At 45.7% G+C, this 21,186-nt stretch carries 14 protein-coding genes, 6 tRNA genes and 3 rRNA genes; 18 read left to right on the forward strand and 5 right to left on the reverse strand.

The features are described from left to right. Nucleotides 1-441 precede the first annotated feature (441 nt). From L0991_21030 to L0991_21070, 9 genes are all read left to right on the forward strand, one after another. Nucleotides 442-1,994 (forward strand): 16S ribosomal RNA (locus L0991_21030). Nucleotides 1,995-2,117: 123 nt separating this feature from the next. Beyond that, nucleotides 2,118-2,193, forward strand: a tRNA-Glu gene (locus L0991_21035). Nucleotides 2,194-2,195: 2 nt separating this feature from the next. Then, nucleotides 2,196-2,271 (forward strand) — tRNA-Lys (locus L0991_21040). A gap of 33 nt (nt 2,272-2,304) precedes the next feature. Continuing rightward, a tRNA-Val gene (locus L0991_21045) sits at nt 2,305-2,380 on the forward strand. Nucleotides 2,381-2,404: 24 nt separating this feature from the next. Further along, nucleotides 2,405-2,480, forward strand: a tRNA-Ala gene (locus tag L0991_21050). A 32-nt stretch (nt 2,481-2,512) separates the two neighbouring features. Then, nucleotides 2,513-2,588 (forward strand) — tRNA-Val (locus tag L0991_21055). 320 nt (nt 2,589-2,908) lie between these two features. Further along, nucleotides 2,909-5,799, forward strand: a 23S ribosomal RNA gene (locus L0991_21060). 130 nt (nt 5,800-5,929) lie between these two features. Continuing rightward, nucleotides 5,930-6,045, forward strand: a 5S ribosomal RNA gene (gene rrf / locus L0991_21065). Together the 16S, 23S and 5S rRNA genes with 6 tRNA genes alongside form the textbook arrangement of a ribosomal RNA operon. Before the next feature lie 69 nt (nt 6,046-6,114). Then, nucleotides 6,115-6,205 (forward strand) — tRNA-Ser (locus L0991_21070). A 659-nt stretch (nt 6,206-6,864) separates the two neighbouring features. On the opposite strand, the gene L0991_21075 is transcribed toward L0991_21070, so the two are convergent. The 5 genes from L0991_21075 to L0991_21095 all read right to left on the reverse strand — a co-directional run bounded on the left by L0991_21075 (nt 6,865) and on the right by L0991_21095 (nt 13,118). Then, entirely contained in the window at nt 6,865-8,868 is a 2,004-nt protein-coding gene (locus L0991_21075) for a hypothetical protein (protein ID XGB64512.1), read from the reverse strand. Nucleotides 8,869-9,201: 333 nt separating this feature from the next. Next, a complete protein-coding gene (locus L0991_21080) occupies nt 9,202-10,524 on the reverse strand; it encodes a CoA-disulfide reductase (GenBank protein XGB64513.1) in 1,323 nt (440 codons plus the stop codon). A 76-nt stretch (nt 10,525-10,600) separates the two neighbouring features. Beyond that, on the reverse strand, nt 10,601-12,007 hold the full coding sequence (locus L0991_21085) for a cation:dicarboxylase symporter family transporter (GenBank protein ID XGB64514.1): 1,407 nt from the start codon (nt 12,005-12,007) through the stop codon (nt 10,601-10,603). 37 nt (nt 12,008-12,044) lie between these two features. Continuing rightward, nucleotides 12,045-12,428 (reverse strand): RidA family protein, encoded by a 384-nt coding sequence (locus tag L0991_21090; GenBank protein ID XGB64515.1) that lies wholly within the window; start codon nt 12,426-12,428, stop codon nt 12,045-12,047. Between the two features lie 24 nt (nt 12,429-12,452). Then, entirely contained in the window at nt 12,453-13,118 is a 666-nt protein-coding gene (locus L0991_21095) for a PAS domain-containing protein (protein XGB64516.1), read from the reverse strand. Nucleotides 13,119-13,714: 596 nt separating this feature from the next. Between L0991_21095 and phnC the strand changes: the two genes are divergently transcribed. The 9 genes from phnC (at nt 13,715) to phnK (ending at nt 21,185) form a co-directional block, all read left to right on the forward strand. Next, complete coding sequence (phnC, locus tag L0991_21100) at nt 13,715-14,527, forward strand: phosphonate ABC transporter ATP-binding protein (protein XGB64517.1); 813 nt, start codon at nt 13,715-13,717, stop codon at nt 14,525-14,527. Between the two features lie 16 nt (nt 14,528-14,543). Then, nucleotides 14,544-15,539, forward strand: a complete 996-nt coding sequence (gene phnD / locus L0991_21105; protein ID XGB64518.1) for a phosphonate ABC transporter substrate-binding protein — start codon at nt 14,544-14,546, stop codon at nt 15,537-15,539. A 50-nt stretch (nt 15,540-15,589) separates the two neighbouring features. Beyond that, nucleotides 15,590-16,378 carry a phosphonate ABC transporter, permease protein PhnE gene (phnE, locus tag L0991_21110; protein XGB64519.1) on the forward strand — a complete coding sequence of 263 codons (789 nt, stop codon included), beginning with the start codon at nt 15,590-15,592 and terminating at the stop codon, nt 16,376-16,378. Nucleotides 16,379-16,446: 68 nt separating this feature from the next. Continuing rightward, nucleotides 16,447-17,142, forward strand: a complete 696-nt coding sequence (gene phnF, locus L0991_21115; protein XGB64520.1) for a phosphonate metabolism transcriptional regulator PhnF — start codon at nt 16,447-16,449, stop codon at nt 17,140-17,142. Beyond that, nucleotides 17,143-17,589 (forward strand): phosphonate C-P lyase system protein PhnG, encoded by a 447-nt coding sequence (gene phnG, locus L0991_21120; protein XGB64521.1) that lies wholly within the window; start codon nt 17,143-17,145, stop codon nt 17,587-17,589. A gap of 128 nt (nt 17,590-17,717) precedes the next feature. Beyond that, a complete protein-coding gene (gene phnH, locus L0991_21125; protein XGB64522.1) occupies nt 17,718-18,338 on the forward strand; it encodes a phosphonate C-P lyase system protein PhnH in 621 nt (206 codons plus the stop codon). Continuing rightward, entirely contained in the window at nt 18,323-19,444 is a 1,122-nt protein-coding gene (locus L0991_21130; GenBank protein XGB64523.1) for a carbon-phosphorus lyase complex subunit PhnI, read from the forward strand. Before phnH ends, L0991_21130 begins: the two co-directional genes overlap by 16 nt. A 128-nt stretch (nt 19,445-19,572) precedes the next feature. Further along, nucleotides 19,573-20,361 carry an alpha-D-ribose 1-methylphosphonate 5-phosphate C-P-lyase PhnJ gene (locus L0991_21135; GenBank protein ID XGB65429.1) on the forward strand — a complete coding sequence of 263 codons (789 nt, stop codon included), beginning with the start codon at nt 19,573-19,575 and terminating at the stop codon, nt 20,359-20,361. Continuing rightward, nucleotides 20,358-21,185 (forward strand): phosphonate C-P lyase system protein PhnK, encoded by an 828-nt coding sequence (gene phnK, locus L0991_21140; protein XGB64524.1) that lies wholly within the window; start codon nt 20,358-20,360, stop codon nt 21,183-21,185. Before L0991_21135 ends, phnK begins: the two co-directional genes overlap by 4 nt. The last annotated feature ends 1 nt before the right edge of the window (nt 21,186 follow it).

Consider the following 21,186-nt stretch of genomic DNA (forward strand, 5'->3'; position numbering starts at 1 on the left):
AAGTAAACACTTAAACAGTTTTTTTGAATTTTTATCAAAAAAGGGGTTGCCATGTTTTCGATGATCTCTATAATGCCGCCTCACTGACACGGCAGACGCCACAAGGCTTCAGCAGTAATCAGTAAGACGGAAAGTTCGAAAGAAATTAATTTTAAAAAGTGTTTGACACTTAAGATTAAATCGATAGAATTCACGTCCGCTTTCAAGGGTTTCTTTGTAAAAAGAAAGTTTCGATAAGCAAAGCTCTTTAACAATTTAAACCTATCAATCTGTGTGGGCACTCGTTGATGAATATCAAAATTGATTCTTAGGAATCACATTGATTTCAATGAACTGAGTGACCAATTCGAATCGTAAGATTCGGCACAGTCAATTCAACATTACTTGGCTTTTTATTAAGCGAAGAGAATGTAATCAGTATTCATTGAGTCACAAAATCTTAAATTGAAGAGTTTGATCATGGCTCAGATTGAACGCTGGCGGCAGGCCTAACACATGCAAGTCGAGCGGAAACGAGTTATCTGAACCTTCGGGGAACGATAACGGCGTCGAGCGGCGGACGGGTGAGTAATGCCTAGGAAATTGCCTTGATGTGGGGGATAACCATTGGAAACGATGGCTAATACCGCATAATGCCTACGGGCCAAAGAGGGGGACCTTCGGGCCTCTCGCGTCAAGATATGCCTAGGTGGGATTAGCTAGTTGGTGAGGTAATGGCTCACCAAGGCGACGATCCCTAGCTGGTCTGAGAGGATGATCAGCCACACTGGAACTGAGACACGGTCCAGACTCCTACGGGAGGCAGCAGTGGGGAATATTGCACAATGGGCGAAAGCCTGATGCAGCCATGCCGCGTGTATGAAGAAGGCCTTCGGGTTGTAAAGTACTTTCAGTTGTGAGGAAGGGGGTGTCGTTAATAGCGGCATCTCTTGACGTTAGCAACAGAAGAAGCACCGGCTAACTCCGTGCCAGCAGCCGCGGTAATACGGAGGGTGCGAGCGTTAATCGGAATTACTGGGCGTAAAGCGCATGCAGGTGGTTCATTAAGTCAGATGTGAAAGCCCGGGGCTCAACCTCGGAACTGCATTTGAAACTGGTGAACTAGAGTACTGTAGAGGGGGGTAGAATTTCAGGTGTAGCGGTGAAATGCGTAGAGATCTGAAGGAATACCAGTGGCGAAGGCGGCCCCCTGGACAGATACTGACACTCAGATGCGAAAGCGTGGGGAGCAAACAGGATTAGATACCCTGGTAGTCCACGCCGTAAACGATGTCTACTTGGAGGTTGTGGCCTTGAGCCGTGGCTTTCGGAGCTAACGCGTTAAGTAGACCGCCTGGGGAGTACGGTCGCAAGATTAAAACTCAAATGAATTGACGGGGGCCCGCACAAGCGGTGGAGCATGTGGTTTAATTCGATGCAACGCGAAGAACCTTACCTACTCTTGACATCCAGAGAAGCCAGCGGAGACGCAGGTGTGCCTTCGGGAGCTCTGAGACAGGTGCTGCATGGCTGTCGTCAGCTCGTGTTGTGAAATGTTGGGTTAAGTCCCGCAACGAGCGCAACCCTTATCCTTGTTTGCCAGCGAGTAATGTCGGGAACTCCAGGGAGACTGCCGGTGATAAACCGGAGGAAGGTGGGGACGACGTCAAGTCATCATGGCCCTTACGAGTAGGGCTACACACGTGCTACAATGGCGCATACAGAGGGCTGCAAACTTGCGAGAGTGAGCGAATCCCAAAAAGTGCGTCGTAGTCCGGATTGGAGTCTGCAACTCGACTCCATGAAGTCGGAATCGCTAGTAATCGTAGATCAGAATGCTACGGTGAATACGTTCCCGGGCCTTGTACACACCGCCCGTCACACCATGGGAGTGGGCTGCAAAAGAAGTGGGTAGTTTAACCTTCGGGAGGACGCTCACCACTTTGTGGTTCATGACTGGGGTGAAGTCGTAACAAGGTAGCCCTAGGGGAACCTGGGGCTGGATCACCTCCTTATACGAAGATGTTCACGATAAGTGTCCACACAGATTGATATGGTTTAGAAAAGAAAAGAGTTGAAGAACTCCCAAGTTCTTCGAAGTTTGTTTCTACTTTTTAAAGTGGAGATAAATTAGCAGTGTCCCGTTCGTCTAGAGGCCTAGGACACCGCCCTTTCACGGCGGTAACAGGGGTTCGACTCCCCTACGGGATACCATTGGGTCGTTAGCTCAGTTGGTAGAGCAGTTGACTTTTAATCAATTGGTCGCAGGTTCGAATCCTGCACGACCCACCATTCTTTCTCCACGAAGGAATTAAAACTTTTAGTGGGCGATTAGCTCAGTTGGGAGAGCACCTGCCTTACAAGCAGGGGGTCACTGGTTCGAGCCCGGTATCGCCCACCATTTCCTCCCAAGGAAATAAAATATGGGGCTATAGCTCAGCTGGGAGAGCGCCTGCCTTGCACGCAGGAGGTCTGCGGTTCGATCCCGCATAGCTCCACCATTCTTTCTCCATGAAGGAATTAAAACTATCATGGGCGATTAGCTCAGTTGGGAGAGCACCTGCCTTACAAGCAGGGGGTCACTGGTTCGAGCCCGGTATCGCCCACCATCTTTAAGCACATTTGCTAAGTGTTCTTAAAAATGGTTTTCGTTAGAAAATCTGCTCTTTAACAATTTGGAAAGCTGACTGATTAACTCTTAGAGTTAATCAAATTAAAAGTTCTCAATGTTTATCTTTTAGATAAACACAACACAAACACATTCAAGTGTCTTGTATTCGATTCAAATTCGTTTGAATCATATTGAGTCCGGCAAACACGTAATAAGAACTAACCCTTCTTGTTACAACCAAAAACCTTGGTTGCTGTTTTGTCTTCACTTTTTAAAAGTGAAAGCAAATGCCATACATAAGACCTCTTCGGGTTGTATGGTTAAGTGACTAAGCGTACACGGTGGATGCCTTGGCAGTCAGAGGCGATGAAGGACGTATTAACTTGCGATAAGCCCAGATTAGACAGTAAAAGTCATTTGAGTCTGGGATTTCCGAATGGGGAAACCCACTTACATAAGTAAGTATCTTGTTGTGAATACATAGCAGCAAGAGGCAAACCGGGGGAACTGAAACATCTAAGTACCCCGAGGAAGAGAAATCAACCGAGATTCCGAAAGTAGCGGCGAGCGAAATTGGATTAGCCCTTAAGCTTTTAATGAGACAGACGAAGGCTCTGGAAAGTGCCGCAATAAAGGGTGATAGCCCCGTAGTCGACATCTCATCATCAGTGAAAACGAGTAGGGCGGGACACGTGATATCCTGTCTGAATATGGGGGGACCATCCTCCAAGGCTAAATACTACTGACTGACCGATAGTGAACCAGTACCGTGAGGGAAAGGCGAAAAGAACCCCTGTGAGGGGAGTGAAATAGAACCTGAAACCGTGTACGTACAAGCAGTAGGAGCACCTTCGTGGTGTGACTGCGTACCTTTTGTATAATGGGTCAGCGACTTAATTTTAGTAGCAAGGTTAACCGTTTAGGGGAGCCGTAGGGAAACCGAGTCTTAACTGGGCGTACAGTTGCTAGGATTAGACCCGAAACCAGGTGATCTAGCCATGGGCAGGTTGAAGGTTGAGTAACATCAACTGGAGGACCGAACCGACTAATGTTGAAAAATTAGCGGATGACTTGTGGCTAGGGGTGAAAGGCCAATCAAACCTGGAGATAGCTGGTTCTCCCCGAAAGCTATTTAGGTAGCGCCTCGGACGAATACTACTGGGGGTAGAGCACTGTTAAGGCTAGGGGGTCATCCCGACTTACCAACCCTTTGCAAACTCCGAATACCAGTAAGTACTATCCGGGAGACACACGGCGGGTGCTAACGTCCGTCGTGGAGAGGGAAACAACCCAGACCGCCAGCTAAGGTCCCAAAGTATAGCTAAGTGGGAAACGATGTGGGAAGGCTCAGACAGCCAGGATGTTGGCTTAGAAGCAGCCATCATTTAAAGAAAGCGTAATAGCTCACTGGTCGAGTCGGCCTGCGCGGAAGATGTAACGGGGCTAAGCTATACACCGAAGCTGCGGCTACACACTTATGTGTGTGGGGTAGGGGAGCGTTCTGTAAGCCGTTGAAGGTGGTCTGTAAGGGCTGCTGGAGGTATCAGAAGTGCGAATGCTGACATGAGTAACGATAAAGGGAGTGAAAAACTCCCTCGCCGGAAGACCAAGGGTTCCTGTCCAACGTTAATCGGGGCAGGGTAAGTCGACCCCTAAGGCGAGGCCGAAAGGCGTAGTCGATGGGAAACGGGTTAATATTCCCGTACTTCTTACAATTGCGATGGGGGGACGGAGAAGGCTAGGTGGGCCTGGCGACGGTTGTCCAGGTTCAAGTACGTAGGCGGAAGAATTAGGTAAATCCGGTTCTTCTTAACGCTGAGATACGATGTCGAGCTACTACGGTAGTGAAGTCATTGATGCCATGCTTCCAGGAAAAGCCTCTAAGCTTCAGATTGTAAGGAATCGTACCCCAAACCGACACAGGTGGTCGGGTAGAGAATACCAAGGCGCTTGAGAGAACTCGGGTGAAGGAACTAGGCAAAATGGTACCGTAACTTCGGGAGAAGGTACGCTCTTATCAGTGAAGTCCCTTGCGGATGGAGCAGACGAGAGTCGCAGATACCAGGTGGCTGCAACTGTTTATTAAAAACACAGCACTGTGCAAAATCGTAAGATGACGTATACGGTGTGACGCCTGCCCGGTGCCGGAAGGTTAATTGATGGGGTTAGACTTCGGTCGAAGCTCTTGATCGAAGCCCCGGTAAACGGCGGCCGTAACTATAACGGTCCTAAGGTAGCGAAATTCCTTGTCGGGTAAGTTCCGACCTGCACGAATGGCGTAATGATGGCCACGCTGTCTCCACCCGAGACTCAGTGAAATTGAAATCGCTGTGAAGATGCAGTGTACCCGCGGCTAGACGGAAAGACCCCGTGAACCTTTACTACAGCTTGGCACTGAACATTGACCCTACATGTGTAGGATAGGTGGGAGACTTTGAAACCGCGTCGCCAGATGTGGTGGAGTCGTCCTTGAAATACCACCCTTGTAGTGTTGATGTTCTAACGTTGGCCCCTGAATCGGGGTTACGGACAGTGCCTGGTGGGTAGTTTGACTGGGGCGGTCTCCTCCCAAAGAGTAACGGAGGAGCACGAAGGTGGGCTAATCACGGTTGGACATCGTGAGGTTAGTGCAATGGCATAAGCCCGCTTGACTGCGAGAATGACAATTCGAGCAGGTGCGAAAGCAGGTCATAGTGATCCGGTGGTTCTGAATGGAAGGGCCATCGCTCAACGGATAAAAGGTACTCCGGGGATAACAGGCTGATACCGCCCAAGAGTTCATATCGACGGCGGTGTTTGGCACCTCGATGTCGGCTCATCACATCCTGGGGCTGAAGTCGGTCCCAAGGGTATGGCTGTTCGCCATTTAAAGTGGTACGCGAGCTGGGTTTAGAACGTCGTGAGACAGTTCGGTCCCTATCTGCCGTGGGCGTTGGAAAATTGAAGGGGGCTGCTCCTAGTACGAGAGGACCGGAGTGGACGAACCTCTGGTGTTCGGGTTGTCATGCCAATGGCATTGCCCGGTAGCTAAGTTCGGAATCGATAACCGCTGAAAGCATCTAAGCGGGAAGCGAGCCCTGAGATGAGTTTTCCCTGGCGCTTTAAGCGTCCTAAAGGGTTGTTCAAGACTAGAACGTTGATAGGCAGGGTGTGTAAGCGCTGTGAGGCGTTGAGCTAACCTGTACTAATTGCCCGTGAGGCTTAACCATACAACACCCAAGGGGTTTTGATGGACTCAAAGATACAAACGCTTGAATGAGTTTGAGAGAACAATAAACAGCTTTCCAGATTATTTTGCCTTCAGTTTTAAAAAAAGCTGAAAGTAAAAGCAAAATTTTGCTTGGCGACCATAGCATTGTGGACCCACCTGATTCCATGCCGAACTCAGAAGTGAAACACAATAGCGCCGATGGTAGTGTGGGGCTTCCCCATGTGAGAGTAGGACATCGCCAGGCTTTAATTTCGTTATTTGCATAGCAAATAACAACCTCAACAGTGTACTAATCTGTTGATGTAAATTTGTTGGAGGGATGGCTGAGTGGTCGAAAGCACCGGTCTTGAAAACCGGCAACCGTTAATAGCGGTTCTAGGGTTCAAATCCCTATCCCTCCACCACCATTAGAAAGCCCGCTGAGAAATCAGCGGGCTTTTTTGTATCTAAAATCTATATTATTCAAAGCTCTATTGGCGTACGGTCTGCATGTAGATGGTTCAGTCTAGCTGCTCTATGAGCTTGTTAGTTGCGTTGTGGGCCCATTGACGACGTATGTTGATTACATCTACATGAAGCGCAGGACGCGATGTAATAAGTTGTACAGGCATCATACACTTAAAGATTCTATGGTTGGCTTTCTGTACTGTAGAGGCGCTTGGTGTATTGAGTGCTATATGATCGCGGATAGTTACCTTGATACATCTGAGACGTAAAGGCGCGTTTAGAATCGAGCTTTTTGTATGCTTTCCACAAAGCTGCCTAACACGTTTTAAACGTATTTGTATGTGCGCGTAAGTACTACCAAGCAACCTAAGCGTTCGATGGAAGGGGGAGAGGACACTGCCGTGAGATTGATGAATGACGTGATTCAGAGTATCTACGCTCTGCTAGTAGGGTACGTCTGCTTTCTAATATAGGAGTTACAGTTACCGTTTTCTACATCCACTCATCACCCTTACGTGACTGATAGACATCGAAAAGAAGCATGCTGCTAAGAACAAATAAAGCCAGTTGGTGGATACCAACTGGCTTTTAATTACTTGCAGGCTAAGGGATGTTTTTAATTAATATCTGATACACAAATACTAGCGTTAGTTACCCAGTCCCCTTCTTCATAACTTCCACCAAAAATATTCATATTTTTACTAATATGACTGCTCGCTGCTTTTCCACTATTCTTAGTCCAATATTCAAGTCCACCATTACCGACTGGCCAGCCAAAAGCGTTACTAACATCACCTATAGTCGACTGAATAGTTTGTAATTCTTCTACTGAAGCTAGCCTTTTATCCTGGCCTGCACAACTATCAAAAGAATCCTGCCATGTCCCGAGACCCCACCAAAGACCATTTTCATAATAGGGGGAATTATAGGGGGAAGTTGATTGTATCATTAACTCAGATAAGCTGTATTCAAGCTTTCCTAAGGTAAATGTTTTATTAAAGTCGATGTTAGCGAGCTTTATAATGTTACTGGTTACTTTTGTTTTATTGTCGCCGATGGCAAATATAGCCGCTGAGCTCTTGTCATGCGAAATAGCAAGTACAGTACTGCCTGATAAATAAAAAGCTTTGTCTTCTTGATCTAGCTGCCATTTGACATTATCTGTGATATCTAACGATACAGTATTATTGGATTTATCGACAGTGTACTCTCCGATAGCCTTGTAAGTTCGACTCTTATTATATGGAATGGTATTTGTAATTGGGTAGTGAGGGTAGTTATGTATTTCTGAAATTGTAATGTTTTTTAGTTTCCCCGCAACAACGTTAAATTTTTTCGATACCTTAAAACCTTTATCATTAATTTCTGCAGTGACGGATATGTTGTTAGACTCTTTTATTGGCACGAAACTATTATGCCCAGTCTGTTTTAGCACATTATCATCTGAGCTTAACCAGTCCACAAAGGGTGTAATATCAGCCGTGATTTTTTTGTTATCTTCTTTATTTATCTTATAATGACCGATTGCGGAAAGTGAAAATTCAATATTGTTAACCAAATTATCGAAATTGCCTGTTCCAGTAATTTCAATGTATTCCAATGTGGCATCAGAAATTATTATTTCTTGTGGATTACTTTCGACATCAAACATTCTTGCAGATATAGTAGCCTTGCTTTTACCTACTTCACTATCAGCCGTAAAAATATTGGCGCCCTCAGCATTATTGAATATATCTGGTTCACTTGAAACCCATTTTACATCTTTTGTGATATCAATATGCTTTACCTGGTCATCTCTTGGATCTTGATAGACGCCCACTGCAGTAAACTCTCGGCTTGTTCCGTACAAAGCGCTGCTTAATTGAGTTGTCTTCTCAGAGTTAGTGGTTGGGCTAATAATAATCTCTTTTAGCATCGCATCGCTTATTTCTAATGAAACACTATTACTTGTAAAATCATCAAAGTTAGCCGTTAAACTTGTGATCTCACCAACGTTTCCTGTAGCTTTGAAACGATTTTTTTCAGACGAGCTTTGAGAGAAAATTCTGTTATCTAGAGTCCATGAAACATAATTTGTGCCATCACGTTTTGAATTGTCACTCCACTCCACGATACAATCTAGTGTTATCGAGGTTCCATTTGGTACATAAGCTATTTGGTCATTATCGAAACCTAATGCTTGGACCCGAGGTGAAATTGTAATCGCGACAGGCTCTAATATAGAGAGTGACCAAGTGGCACTAATATTAGTTGCTTTTGCGATAATAGTTGTTTGTCCGGTTTGAAGTGTCTTTAATTGTGCTGGTTTATCAAAGCTGGCGAACTCAGGTTCACTACTGATCCACTCTACTGATGATGTGATATCACTAGTGCTATTATCATCATAATACCCGATTGCTTTAAATGTTAATGTTGTATCTAATAAAGCCTCGTTAGAGTCTAGGATATTATTTTGAGAGACTTCTTCGATGGTGATCTTTTCTAATCTCTTTGTATGTGAATCATCCTTGCTATCACCGCCCCCGCCACCACATGCAGTTAATGATGGAATTATAATGAATAAAATAAAAATTAATGAAATCGACTTCTTAATATTATTTTTTATGTGCTGTGAAAACATATGAAAAATGACACCTCATTGATAAATTAGAGGTGTAAATTATATAGCGCTCAAATTTTGACAAGTAACAAGATAGAGACAATAAATAGCAAGAAGAGGACATATTTCGTATCAATGTGAATTATTGTTAATGGAGCTAAGAGGGGGATTTGGTTACATCGTAGGGGAAACATAATTTTCATTGATACCTTGTCGCCAAGAACAATTTGTATTTGTTATGAAAAATTGAGCAGTATCGTTCGCGATAAGGGGAAGCTTTAGGCTTAAGATATTAAAAAGCAGAGCATTTAGGCTCTGCTTTAGTATTCTTGAATGTAGTTAATTAGACATGGCTTATTTTGCCACGTTACCCGCCACGTTTAATGCATCCCAAGTACGTGCGAACGGTGGTGCGTAGCAGAAGTCCATGTAACCTAGTTGCTGTGTAGTCATCTTCGCAGTGATGGCAACAGCGAGTGCATTGATTCGTCCTACTGCGCCCTTCTTGCCAACGATTTCGCCACCAAGCAGCACATTAGTTTCTGGGTGGTAAACCAGCTTCACTTTAATGTCTTCTTGGCCTGGGTAGTAGTCGGTTTGGTTCTTATCTGAAATGGTTGAAACCTTCACTTCCAAACCGTGTTCTTTAGCTAGAAGTTCCGATACGCCAGTGCATGCAAGTTCGTAGTCCAGCACTTTCAAGCAAGACGAGCCCAAGAAACCACTCATGTAAGTGTCTTTGCCTGCAAGTTTGTCAGCCATCATGCGCGCTTGCTTGTTGGCAGTGGTTGCCAGTGGGACATACACTGATTTGCCTAGCGCCATGTGGTGAACCACGGCACAGTCGCCAACAGCGTAAATGTGCGCATCTTCTGTTGCGCCAAACTCATCGACTAGTAGTGCGCCGTTCGCTGCTTTTGGTAACTCGAATGCTTCTGTGTTTGGTTTGAAACCAAGTGACATGATCACAACGTCTGCTTCAACATTGCCGTTGTCGGTTTCTACAATGTAACCGCCTTGCTCTGCATTACGAATTGCAGACACGCTGCACCCTGTTTTCAGGTCTGCACCTGATTCTCTAATTGCCCCTTCAACTACTTCAATGATCTCTGGACTGAACTGGCGGCTCATGATGTGCTGTTCACGTTCGATGATGGTTACGTGCTTGTCGAGGCCATGTGCTGCGTCGAATACTTCTAGACCTATAAAACCAGCGCCAATTACGCACACTCGTTGTTTGTCACTGTCTTTCAAAGCTTCCTTAACTGCTAAGCCATCTTCCATGCTTGTCAGTGTATATACGTGTTCTGAGTTGTATTCACCGAGCGAAGGAACGATTGGACGCGCGCCTGTAGCAATCACCACCATATCGTAATCGATGATACTCTCTTCGCCTTTATGACGGACTTTAATCTGCTTTTCAACGCGGTCTAGTGCGACCATTTCTGTTTCAATACGAACGTCTAAGCCAGATCTAATCGCTTGTTCTGGTGTACGAGAAATCATGCGTTCTGTGTCGTCAAACATGCCACCCGCAAAGTAGGGTAAACCACATGCGCCAAATGAGATGTAACTGCGTTTATCGAGAACAATGACTTCGTCTGACGGTTGATTACGTTTGTACTTAGCTGCGAAACTCATACCAGCGGCGCTACCGCCTATAACAACAACTTTCATATTTATTACCTAAATAACCTGAACTCAGGAAAAACAGAAGAGCACCCATGGGAGTGCTCTTAATTAAACGCGGGGATTATACTGCTGCTTCTTTTGAAACTGTTGCAGCTACATCAGCATCGTATTGTTCTGTGTTCAGTGAGCCGTTTTTCTTAGCTGTTAGAACACCAGACAACATAGAGCCTGAGATGTTTAGCGCGGTACGCGCCATGTCAATCAGAGCTTCAATAGACACTAGAATTGCTACTACTGTGATATCTAGACCCATAATGGTTAGTACTGCTACTGCTGCAAACGTTGCACCGCCACCAACACCTGCGATACCGAATGAAGCAATCGCGATAACAGCAATCAGTTGTAGGATGAAGCCTAGGTCAACTGGCATACCCATTACTTGAGCCGCCATGATAGCTAGCATTGCTGGATAGATACCCGCACAACCGTTCTGACCGATACTGGTACCAAATGTTGCTGACATATTTGCCGTTTCTTCATCTACGCCTAGGCGTTGAGTTTGTGTTTCAACGTTTAGTGGGATTGCCGCCATGCTTGAGCGAGAACCAAAGCCGAATACTAGCACTGGCCAGATTTTCTTCATGAACTTGGCTGGAGAAAGGCCGAACATCGATACCATCACGAAGTGGATGCCGAACATCACGCCGATTGCCACGTAGCTTGCTAGCAAGAAACGGCCCATTTCAGCGAGTGCGAATAGGTCGTTGGTCATCATGAAGGTTGTCATCAGAGCGAATACACCATAAGGCGTTAGCTTCAAGATTTCACGTACCATTGACAGTACAACTTCTTTTGCAGAGTTGATGAAATCAACGAAGTTTTGCACTTTCTCAGGCTTACGGTTTTTCACTTGTAGGATGCAGTAGCCAAGGAACATACCGAACAATACTGTCGATAGTGTCGAGGTACGCTGAGAGCCTGTTAGCATGTCAAAGATGTTGGTTGGGATGATAGATAGCGCCATACCAGACAGACCGCTACTCGCCATTGCATCTTGTGTTGCTACCAATGAATCGCCGCGTGCTTCAATTGCACTGTTGGTGCCGATTGTGCTCACTAGCGCATTTGCATCGATACCAAATAGGTAAATACTCGCGATACCAACGGCTGCTGAGATTGCACAAGTGAAAAGTAGAATACCGATGATTTTTGGTGCGATACGAGACAGTGCACCACCACCTTCAACGTTCATGATCGAAGAGATCATAGCCACGAATACGAGCGGGATAACGATCATTTGTAGAAGTTTGATATAGCCTTTACCGAACACTGAAATTAGTTCAGCAAAGCCAGATGTCGCGACGTTGCCGACACCAAAAACCAGTTGAATTGCACCACCGAACAACAAGCCGGCAGCGAGCGCACTGAGTACGCGGAAGTTAAAACTTTTCTTTTGCTTTTTGAAGTTCGACAACAGTGCGTAGAACCCAAAGAACAGTATGCTTAATCCAATAAATGAAACGCTCATGAGAATCTCCTATGATACCCATTAATACCTAAGTCGGTTATTTTTTGTATGCGATGGCTTCAACTTCAACCAATGCGTCTTTTGGTAGTCTTGCTGCTTCTACACAAGAACGAGCAGGTGCGTTCTCCGTGCCAAATATTTCGGTGTACACTTCGTTAAACGCAACGAAGTTCTCCATGTCTGACAGGAAGCAAGTTGTCTTCAATACAGTGTCTAGCCCAGCTCCGCTCGCTTCTAAAACGGCCTTCAAATTTTCGAGAGATTGGCAAGCTTGCTCTTTAATACCGCCCTCAACAAACTGCATGGTTTCTGGAACAAGAGGTAATTGACCTGAGGTATAAACCATTTCGCCGTAAGACGTACCTTGTGAGTACGGTCCGATAGCTGCTGGTGCTTGTTCAGTGGCAATGATCTGTTTCACGATGTAACTCCTAAATTATTGGTTTTATTCTGATTTAAATTCACGGATAAACTTGTAAACCGCCTGACGGCTGATCCCAAGTTGTTCTGATACTTGTGTCGTCGTCTCTTTTAGCTCAAATACGCCGTTATCAAACAAACAACGAATGATGGCTTTGTTGCGACTTTTGCAGGAAATCGTTTCGTCTTGTTCTACTTCTTTTATTGCAGCAGTCAGTGCTTGTTGAATCACATCGTTTGCACTTTTGCTGAAAGTCTCACTGACTAGTGTTTGAGACACGTTGCACGTTGGCATTAACGTTTTAACGATTTCTGGGAATGGGAAGGATAAGTTCATGTTGATACACAGCATGCCAATCGGCTTTTTCTGTGGGCCTGCTAGCACACAGGTGGTCGATTTTAGTAGGGAACCATCTGCTGCATTAGTGAAGTAGCTCTTTGGAGAAACTTCGCCAGTTTTCTCGAATGTGCTCCACATACGTAAACCGAGATCTGTGATTGGAGAGCCAATTTCACGACCTGTGTGATGACCATTGACGATTTTCACGACCGAGTTTTCTAAGCTTTCAAATGAATGAATGACTACTTCGCAATAGGGGCCAATTAAATCAGCGAGTGTGTCTGCTAAGCGAAAGTAGTTGCTTAAACATTCTCTATCTTCGTCGGTGAATCTAACTTGTTTTACATTCATAGTTTCGGTTTACATTTTTGAACTCGATGACTGGAATCTACTCCTTTGGTGGTATTTGAACAAGATGCAGTAAACTTCTGTAAACCGATAAAAAGCGTCTAAAACACCAACAAATAACGGAAATTTAACCTAAATTAAGAGTGAAATTTGAACAGGATCACCAAACCATCTTCAATATGGTTTAATTTCTTAAACTTCATCAAAGTTTAAATATTTAAAACCAAAGATTGCATTTTTGAACACTTTAATGATCTAGAACAAATCCACGATTGAGGTGAAACGGGCATCCCATAATGGGATGCTTTTTTATATGCGAACTTATTAGTTATTGGACATGTTTATTGATTGATCTGAGAGTTAAAAGGTGTCGCTGTGTCTATCGAACTTTTTATTGTCAAATTACTGTGAATTACGTCTGTATATAAGTTGATATCCCTCTGCTAATTCCTTTAGTTTTTATCATTTAAAACAGCAGGTTAAGCTTGTCTAGACAAGTTGGCTAACCCGTTGAAATATTTCATTTCTGCAAATAAACCGACACGTAAATTTAATATTCAGACGTCAAAGTGGCCTTAAATCAAACAGGGACATTGACGATGAATAACATCATTGAAGTTAACAAGGTCAACAAAACATTCGGTTCGAATAAAGCACTGAATAGCATCAATTTGACGATTACCAGCCGCAAGATGACGGCGTTACTTGGCCCATCGGGTTCCGGTAAATCTACGTTGTTGCGTCATTTAAGTGGACTAGTTATTGGCGATAAAGGTAACGACTCAAACATTCGAGTTTTAGGCAAGACTGTTCAATCCAATGGTAAGCCTGATGCCAAAGTTCGTGAGCGACGTGCGAAAGCGGGCTACATCTTCCAACAATTCAATTTAGTAAACCGTTTATCGGTGATGACCAATGTACTGATTGGTGCACTGAGTTCGACTCCTAAGTGGAGAACGCTAACTGGCATGTTCACGGTTGAACAGCAGCAACAAGCATTAGAAGCATTGCGTCGAGTCGGTATGGAAGATTTCGCGGGCCAACGTGTTGGCAATCTATCTGGTGGCCAACAGCAGCGTGTTGCGATTGCTAGAGCATTGATGCAAAAGGCTGAAATCATTTTTGCTGATGAACCCATCGCTTCGCTTGACCCAGAATCTGCGCGCATCGTGATGGAACTGCTGACCGACATTAATGAAAAAGAAGGCATTCCTGTCATCGTCACACTTCACCAAGTGGACCATGCCCTTAAGTACTGCGAAAACATCATCGCTCTTAAAGATGGCCAAGTGTTCTATGAAGGAAAGAGTGCGGAACTCACTAAGCCTCAGCTTGAAGACCTATACCGCTCTAAAAAAACGGCGAACGCACCACACATCCAATCTAACGACGTGCTTGCTGCGTCTTTTTAAATATCAGGGAATTAAGATGTTTCATTCAATCAAGTCGGGAATTAAAAAAGCCTCAATGTTGGCAACGGTACTGATGACAACGTTCACTGCTAGTCATGCTTTTGCAAACGACGCAATCAACTTCGGCATTATCGCGACCGATGCGCAACAAAACTTACGTCAGCGCTGGGAGCCTCTTTTAGATGATTTAGGCGAAGCCTTGGGTAAGCCCGTGAAGGCGTATTTCGCTCCCGATTACGCGGGAATCATCCAAGCGCAACGTTTTGGAAAAGTTGATTTTGCCTACTACGGAAACAAAGCGGCAATGGAAGCTGTTGATCGTGCCGATGCGGAAGTTTTTGCCCGTTATATCGATGCGGATGGCTTACAGGGCTATTACAGCCTACTTATTGTTAATGCAGAAAATGACAGCATCAACACGCTTCAAGATGTTCTAGACCAACATGAGAAACTCAGGCTTGGCAACGGTGATCCTAACTCCACGTCAGGCTTCTTAGTACCAAACTTCGAAGCGTTCGCCAACAATGGTGTATCAGCCAACGATTTCCATCGCAACGTCACTGCTAGCCATGGCGCAAACGTAATGGCCGTAGCCAACAACCAGGTTGATGTTGCCACCAATCACACCATGAGCCTTGTTCGTATCGAAGAACAAAACCCTGAATTGTTTAACAAGCTGAAAGTGGTTTGGCAGTCAGAGCTCATCCCTTCAGATGTGATTACTTACCGAAAAGGCTTAGATGAAGAGCTAAAGCAGAAGGCGCGTGAATTCTTTGTCGCTTATGGAGAAGAGCCTCAACAGCTTGAAAACCTGAGCCTGCTAGCTTGGTCTGGCTTTGCTGCAACCGATAACAAGCAACTGTTGCCAATTCGTCAAATGGAAGCGTTTAAGAAGTTGGTTGAAGCGGAGAACAACAGCAACTTGAGTGAGAAAGATAGAACTAAGCGCATGGCGCAATACCAAGCTGAAATCGACCAACTACAAACTGAAATTGATGCCCTTAAAGGCTAACCCTAATCCTTGCGCCACTTTGAGTGGCGCAGCAACCGAGTAATAGAACAATGACTGCAATAACTCAACGTTACGAACCTTCATCGAAGCTGTCGATTAAAAATGGTGTGATTGCTGTGATAGCACTTCTGGTCCTTAGTTGGGCGTGGCAAGGCGCAGAGATGGCACCAATGATGTTCTTTGAACACCCAGAGAATATGGTTCAGCTGGGCAAGGATTTCTTCCCGGCAGATTTCAGTGAAAGCAACGTTTATTTCAGTGAAATGCTAGTAACGATTCAAGTGGGTATTTGGGGAACCGTGTTATCGATTCTGTTAGCGATTCCATTTGGTATTTTGAGTGCTGAAAATCTGATGCCGAGCTGGGTGACATTTCCAATTCGTCGACTAATGGACTGTCTACGCGCTATCAACGAAATGGTGTTTGCGATGCTGTTTGTGGTGGTTGTTGGGTTGGGGCCGTTTGCCGGTGTGATGGCGCTGTTTATTCACACGACAGGCGTACTTGCCAAGCTATTTGCTGAAGCCATTGAAGCGATTGAACCCGGACCGATGGAAGGTATTAAAGCGACTGGTGCTAACCCATTTGAGGTAATTCTATACGGTGTGATTCCACAGGTGATGCCACTTTGGATTTCATATTCACTGTACCGCTTAGAGTCGAATATCCGCTCTGCAACGGTTGTAGGCATGGTTGGCGCAGGTGGTATCGGTGTACTGCTTTGGCAATCGATCTCAGGTTTCCAGTTGCAACAAACTGCCGCGATTATGGCGATTGTTATCGTAACGGTCAGTGTTATCGACTTCGTTTCTCAAATCATTCGTAAGAAGTTTATCTAGGCATCTTAGATGTCAATTTAAGCAGACTTGTCTAGATAAGTATTTGAATCATAGAGAAGGAACACCTTATGCCCGTTTACTTAGATATTGCTTCACAGCTTGAACAAGAGGTGAAAGATCGTTTTGTTCCCGGTGATTACCTTCCTCCAGAGTCAAAATTGGCAGAGCGCTTTGCCGTGAATCGTCACACGCTTCGCCGCGCTGTCGATGAGTTGGTATCAACGGGATTGATTCAACGTCATCAAGGCAAAGGCAACATGGTGATTCGTGAGCCAAGTGAGTATCGACTTCACTCTGGAGCACATTTCACCAAGAACCTGATTGAGCAAGGCGCAATGCCAAGATGTGAGGTGCTTCAGTCTCGCCTTATCAATGTATCCCCCAAAATTGCGGGTTACTTGAAGGTGGAGGAAGGGAGCAAGGTTATTCATATCCGTACCCTGCGAAAAACGGGAGATACGCCAAGAACCATTATCGATCACTACCTGCCGAATCTGGTGTGGTGGCCGATTCTCAAGAATTTCACTAACGGTTCTTTGCACCAGTTTATTCAGCGTGGTTTGGAGACTGATTTAGAGCGAAAAGAGACTCGTGTTGGGGCAAAAATCCCAAGCAATGAAGAGTGTCGCTTGCTGCAAATCAGCACCAACACACCGCTACTCAAAATTAAAACCACCAACGTAATTAAAGGCACTCAAGTAGTAGCGGAATTCTCAAGTTCCAATACCCGTGCCGATGCAACTGAAATAGTAATGGAGCACTAAATGACAGCTTTGAAAGAGCGACAAAATTGGATGTCGGTACTCGCGCAGAGCCAGTTTTCAGAATTAAAAACGCGATGGGAAGCATTAGGGCTAGAAGCAGAATACGCAATGGTTCGCCAACCCGAGGTTGGGTTAGCACAAGTGCGAGCTCGTATGGGCTCAACAGGTCGTCAGTTCAATATGGGCGATGTCACCGTGACTCGCGCCGTCATCAAGCTAACAACTGGGGAGCTTGGCTACAGCTACTTACAGGGACGAAGTAAGCCGCATGCAGAGTTAGCAGCTGTAGTCGATGCCTTGATGCAAAACGGGCAACAAGCCGAAGTGATCAAAGCGCAACTTATAGAACCGTTGGCAGCGATGAAGCACGAACGAGACAGTCGACGTCGACAAGAAGTCGCTTCAAGCAAAGTGGACTTTTTTACCATGGTTCGTGGTGAAGACTAGGTTCGTGGAGAACATTAGATTCGCGGAGAAGCTTGTTTCGTAGAGAGGAACAGCTTCGCTCGCAAGAAAAAGAACTACATGTCATTCAAGAACAAAATTAACGAATTAAACAGGTTAGAACGAATTCAATGAGTATGATTTCTCCTGCATTTCAAGATGCAGTTCATGACAGCCAGCAGTGCTTTCGATTGCTGCTGAAGGCGATGTCAGAACCCGGTACCGTAGTAACACTGAACCGTTGTGAAGGCTTTGGTTCAATGATGAGTGCTGCTGCTCAAACACTGCTTTCAATGGCCGACAACGCGACGCCAATTTGGCTCTCTGAGACATTAAATGCTGACCATGCGGTCACGGAAAATATTAAATTTCACGTTGGTGCACCGATTGTAGAACAGCCTCAACAAGCTGGTTTTGCGGTGATATCACCGCAAGATTTATTGGCGATCGATTGGTCGGAACTGACATTCAATCTCGGCAATGAAGAGTATCCAGACACTTCAACAACGGTTGTCATTGAGGTAGACAGCTTAACATCAGGCTCTGAGCTGTCACTGAGTGGCCCGGGCATTCAAAGTGAACAAATTGCTTCATTCAGTGGGTTATCAGAGGGTTTCGTTGCTTACCTTAAAGAGCGTCAATCATTGGTGAAGTTCCCACTAGGTGTCGACTTTATCTTTGTCGCAGACCAGCAAGTGCTGTGTCTGCCTCGTACAACTAAAGTGGAGGCGGCATCATGTACGTTGCTGTAAAAGGTGGAGAAAAGGCGATTAGCTTGGCGCACCAACTGCAAGCCAAGAAGCGTCGTGGTAATCCAGAGCTTCCAGAGCTGACTGTAGATCAGATTCAAGAGCAGCTGTCGGGTTCAGTAGATCGAGTGATGACGGAAGGCGGCATTTATGACAAACAACTTGCGGCATTGGCAATCAAACAAGCGGCTGGCGACCTTGTCGAAGCGATTTTCTTGTTACGCGCTTATCGCACCACGTTACCTCGCTTGATCACAGCGCAACCTGTCGACACGAGTGCTATGCGAATCGAGCGTCGTATTTCGGCAACCTACAAAGATTTACCTGGCGGCCAAATCTTAGGTCCAACTTACGATTACACACATCGCCTGTTGGATTTCAGCCTACTTGCAGAAGGTGAGGCTCCCCAAATCCCAACTCAAGATGTGGCTGACTCTGAACCTTGCCCACAGGTATTGGGTATTCTTGAAAACCTCGACATGATGTTGACCGAAGAAGATGACCAGCAAGTACCAGAAGACATCACCATGAATCCGGTGAACTACCCGTCTAACCGTAGTGCACGATTACAAAACTTGGTGCGTGGCGATGAAGGGTTTTTACTTGCACTGAGTTACTCGACTCAGCGTGGCTATGGTCGTAATCACCCATTCGCGGGCGAGATTCGTACTGGATTTTCAACGCTATCAATTGAACCAGAAGAGCTTGGTTTCAGCATCGACATCGGTGAAATTGAGCTAACAGAGTGTCAGATGATTAATGGCTTTGTTGGTAACAAACAACAGAAAGCTAAATTGACTCGTGGCTATGGCTTAACGTTCGGTGCAACTGAACGTAAAGCGATGTCGATGGCGTTGGTTGATCGTTCTTTGCAAGCTGCTGAGTTTGATGAGCCTGTTGATAGCCCTGCTCAAGACGAAGAGTTTGTGCTTTCTCACTCAGACAATGTTGAAGCTGCTGGTTTTGTGTCCCACCTAAAACTTCCTCACTACGTCGATTTCCAAGCGGAACTGGAGCTGCTTAGAAAAATGCACAAAGAGCACGATGAATTGATGGCTCAGCCAGGTAATGACGAACAAGGTAATGATGTACAAGGAGGTCACTCATGAGCACGGCAACGCTAAATGCACCGGTAGGTAACACCTCACAGGTATTGAACTCTGAGGAGACTGCATCTGACAGCTCAGTAGGAGCGACGGGTTACAACTATGGATACCTTGATGAGCAAACTAAGCGAATGATTCGTCGTGCGCTGCTTAAAGCTGTGTCTATTCCAGGTTACCAAGTTCCATTTGGTGGTCGTGAAATGCCCATGCCTTACGGGTGGGGAACCGGTGGTGTGCAGATCACCGCGGCGATTATTGGCCAACCAGACACGCTAAAAGTGATCGACCAAGGTGCCGACGATACAACTAATGCTGTATCGATTCGTGAGTTCTTCAAGTCTATCGCCAGTGCGAAAACGACTGAGAAAACCACCGAAGCGAGCATCATTCAGACACGACACCGTATCCCAGAAGTCGATCTTCAAGAAGACCAGATCTTAGTGTATCAGGTGCCGATCCCTGAGCCGTTGCGCTTCATTGAGCCACGTGAAACCGAAACTCGCAAAATGCATGCGCTGCAAGAGTACGGAATCATGCATGTAAAACTGTATGAAGATATCGCACGCTTTGGCCATATCTCAACGGCTTACGCTTACCCAGTAAGAGTGAATGATCGTTACATCATGGATCCATCACCAATTCCTAAATTCGACAATCCGAAAATGGACAACATGGCAGCATTGCAACTGTTTGGTGCGGGGCGCGAAAAGCGCATCTACGCGGTTCCTCCTTACACCAAAGTTCAGAGTTTAGATTTTGAAGACCATCCGTTTGAGATTCAGAAGTGGGACGAGCCGTGTGCAATTTGTGGTTCAAAAGATACCTTCCTTGATGAGGTCGTTATGGATGACCAAGGCTCACATATGTTCGTTTGTTCCGATACGGATTACTGCCGCGAACAACAGGAGAACAACGCATGAATGCTTTGATTAAGATGCAACAACAACCGAACCCGTCGGAGCAGCCATTGTTGTCTGTCTCTAATCTGACCAAACTCTACGCACCGGGTAAGGGCTTTCAAAACGTGTCGTTCGACCTCTACCCGGGTGAAGTGTTGGGTATTGTCGGTGAGTCTGGCTCTGGTAAAAGTACCTTGTTGAAGTCACTTTCTGGTCGCCAGACACCAGACAGTGGTGAAGTAATTTACTTACGTGGTGATGCGGATAAGCAAATCTCACAACTGGAAGACTTGTACCAAATGGCGGAAAGCCAACGTCGTCACTTGCTTCGTACGGAGTGGGGCGTGGTGCATCAACACCCAATGGATGGCTTGCGTGGTCGAGTGTCAGCGGGCGGCAACATTGGTGAGCGCCTGATGGCAGTGGGTGAACGTAACTATGGCGAAATTCGTGAGAAATCAGCGAAATGGCTCGGTGATGTCGAGATCCCAACGGATCGAATGGACGACATGCCGACGACTTTTTCTGGTGGTATGCAGCAAAGATTACAGATTGCCCGCAATCTGGTGACTCACCCTAAATTGATCTTCATGGATGAACCTACTGGCGGATTGGATGTGTCTGTTCAAGCCAAGTTGCTTGATCTTCTTCGTCGCCTAGTGACAGAGCTTGAATTAGCTGTGGTGATCGTAACCCACGATCTTGCTGTGGCTCGCTTGCTTGCACATCGACTCATGGTGATGCGTCGCAGTGAGGTCGTAGAAAGTGGCCTTACTGATCAAGTGCTGGACGATCCTCAACACCCATACACACAACTGCTGGTTTCTTCTGTATTGCAGAATTAAG

It is taken from the genome of Vibrio chagasii, assembly GCA_041879415.1.
Taxonomy (GTDB): Bacteria; Pseudomonadota; Gammaproteobacteria; order Enterobacterales; family Vibrionaceae; genus Vibrio.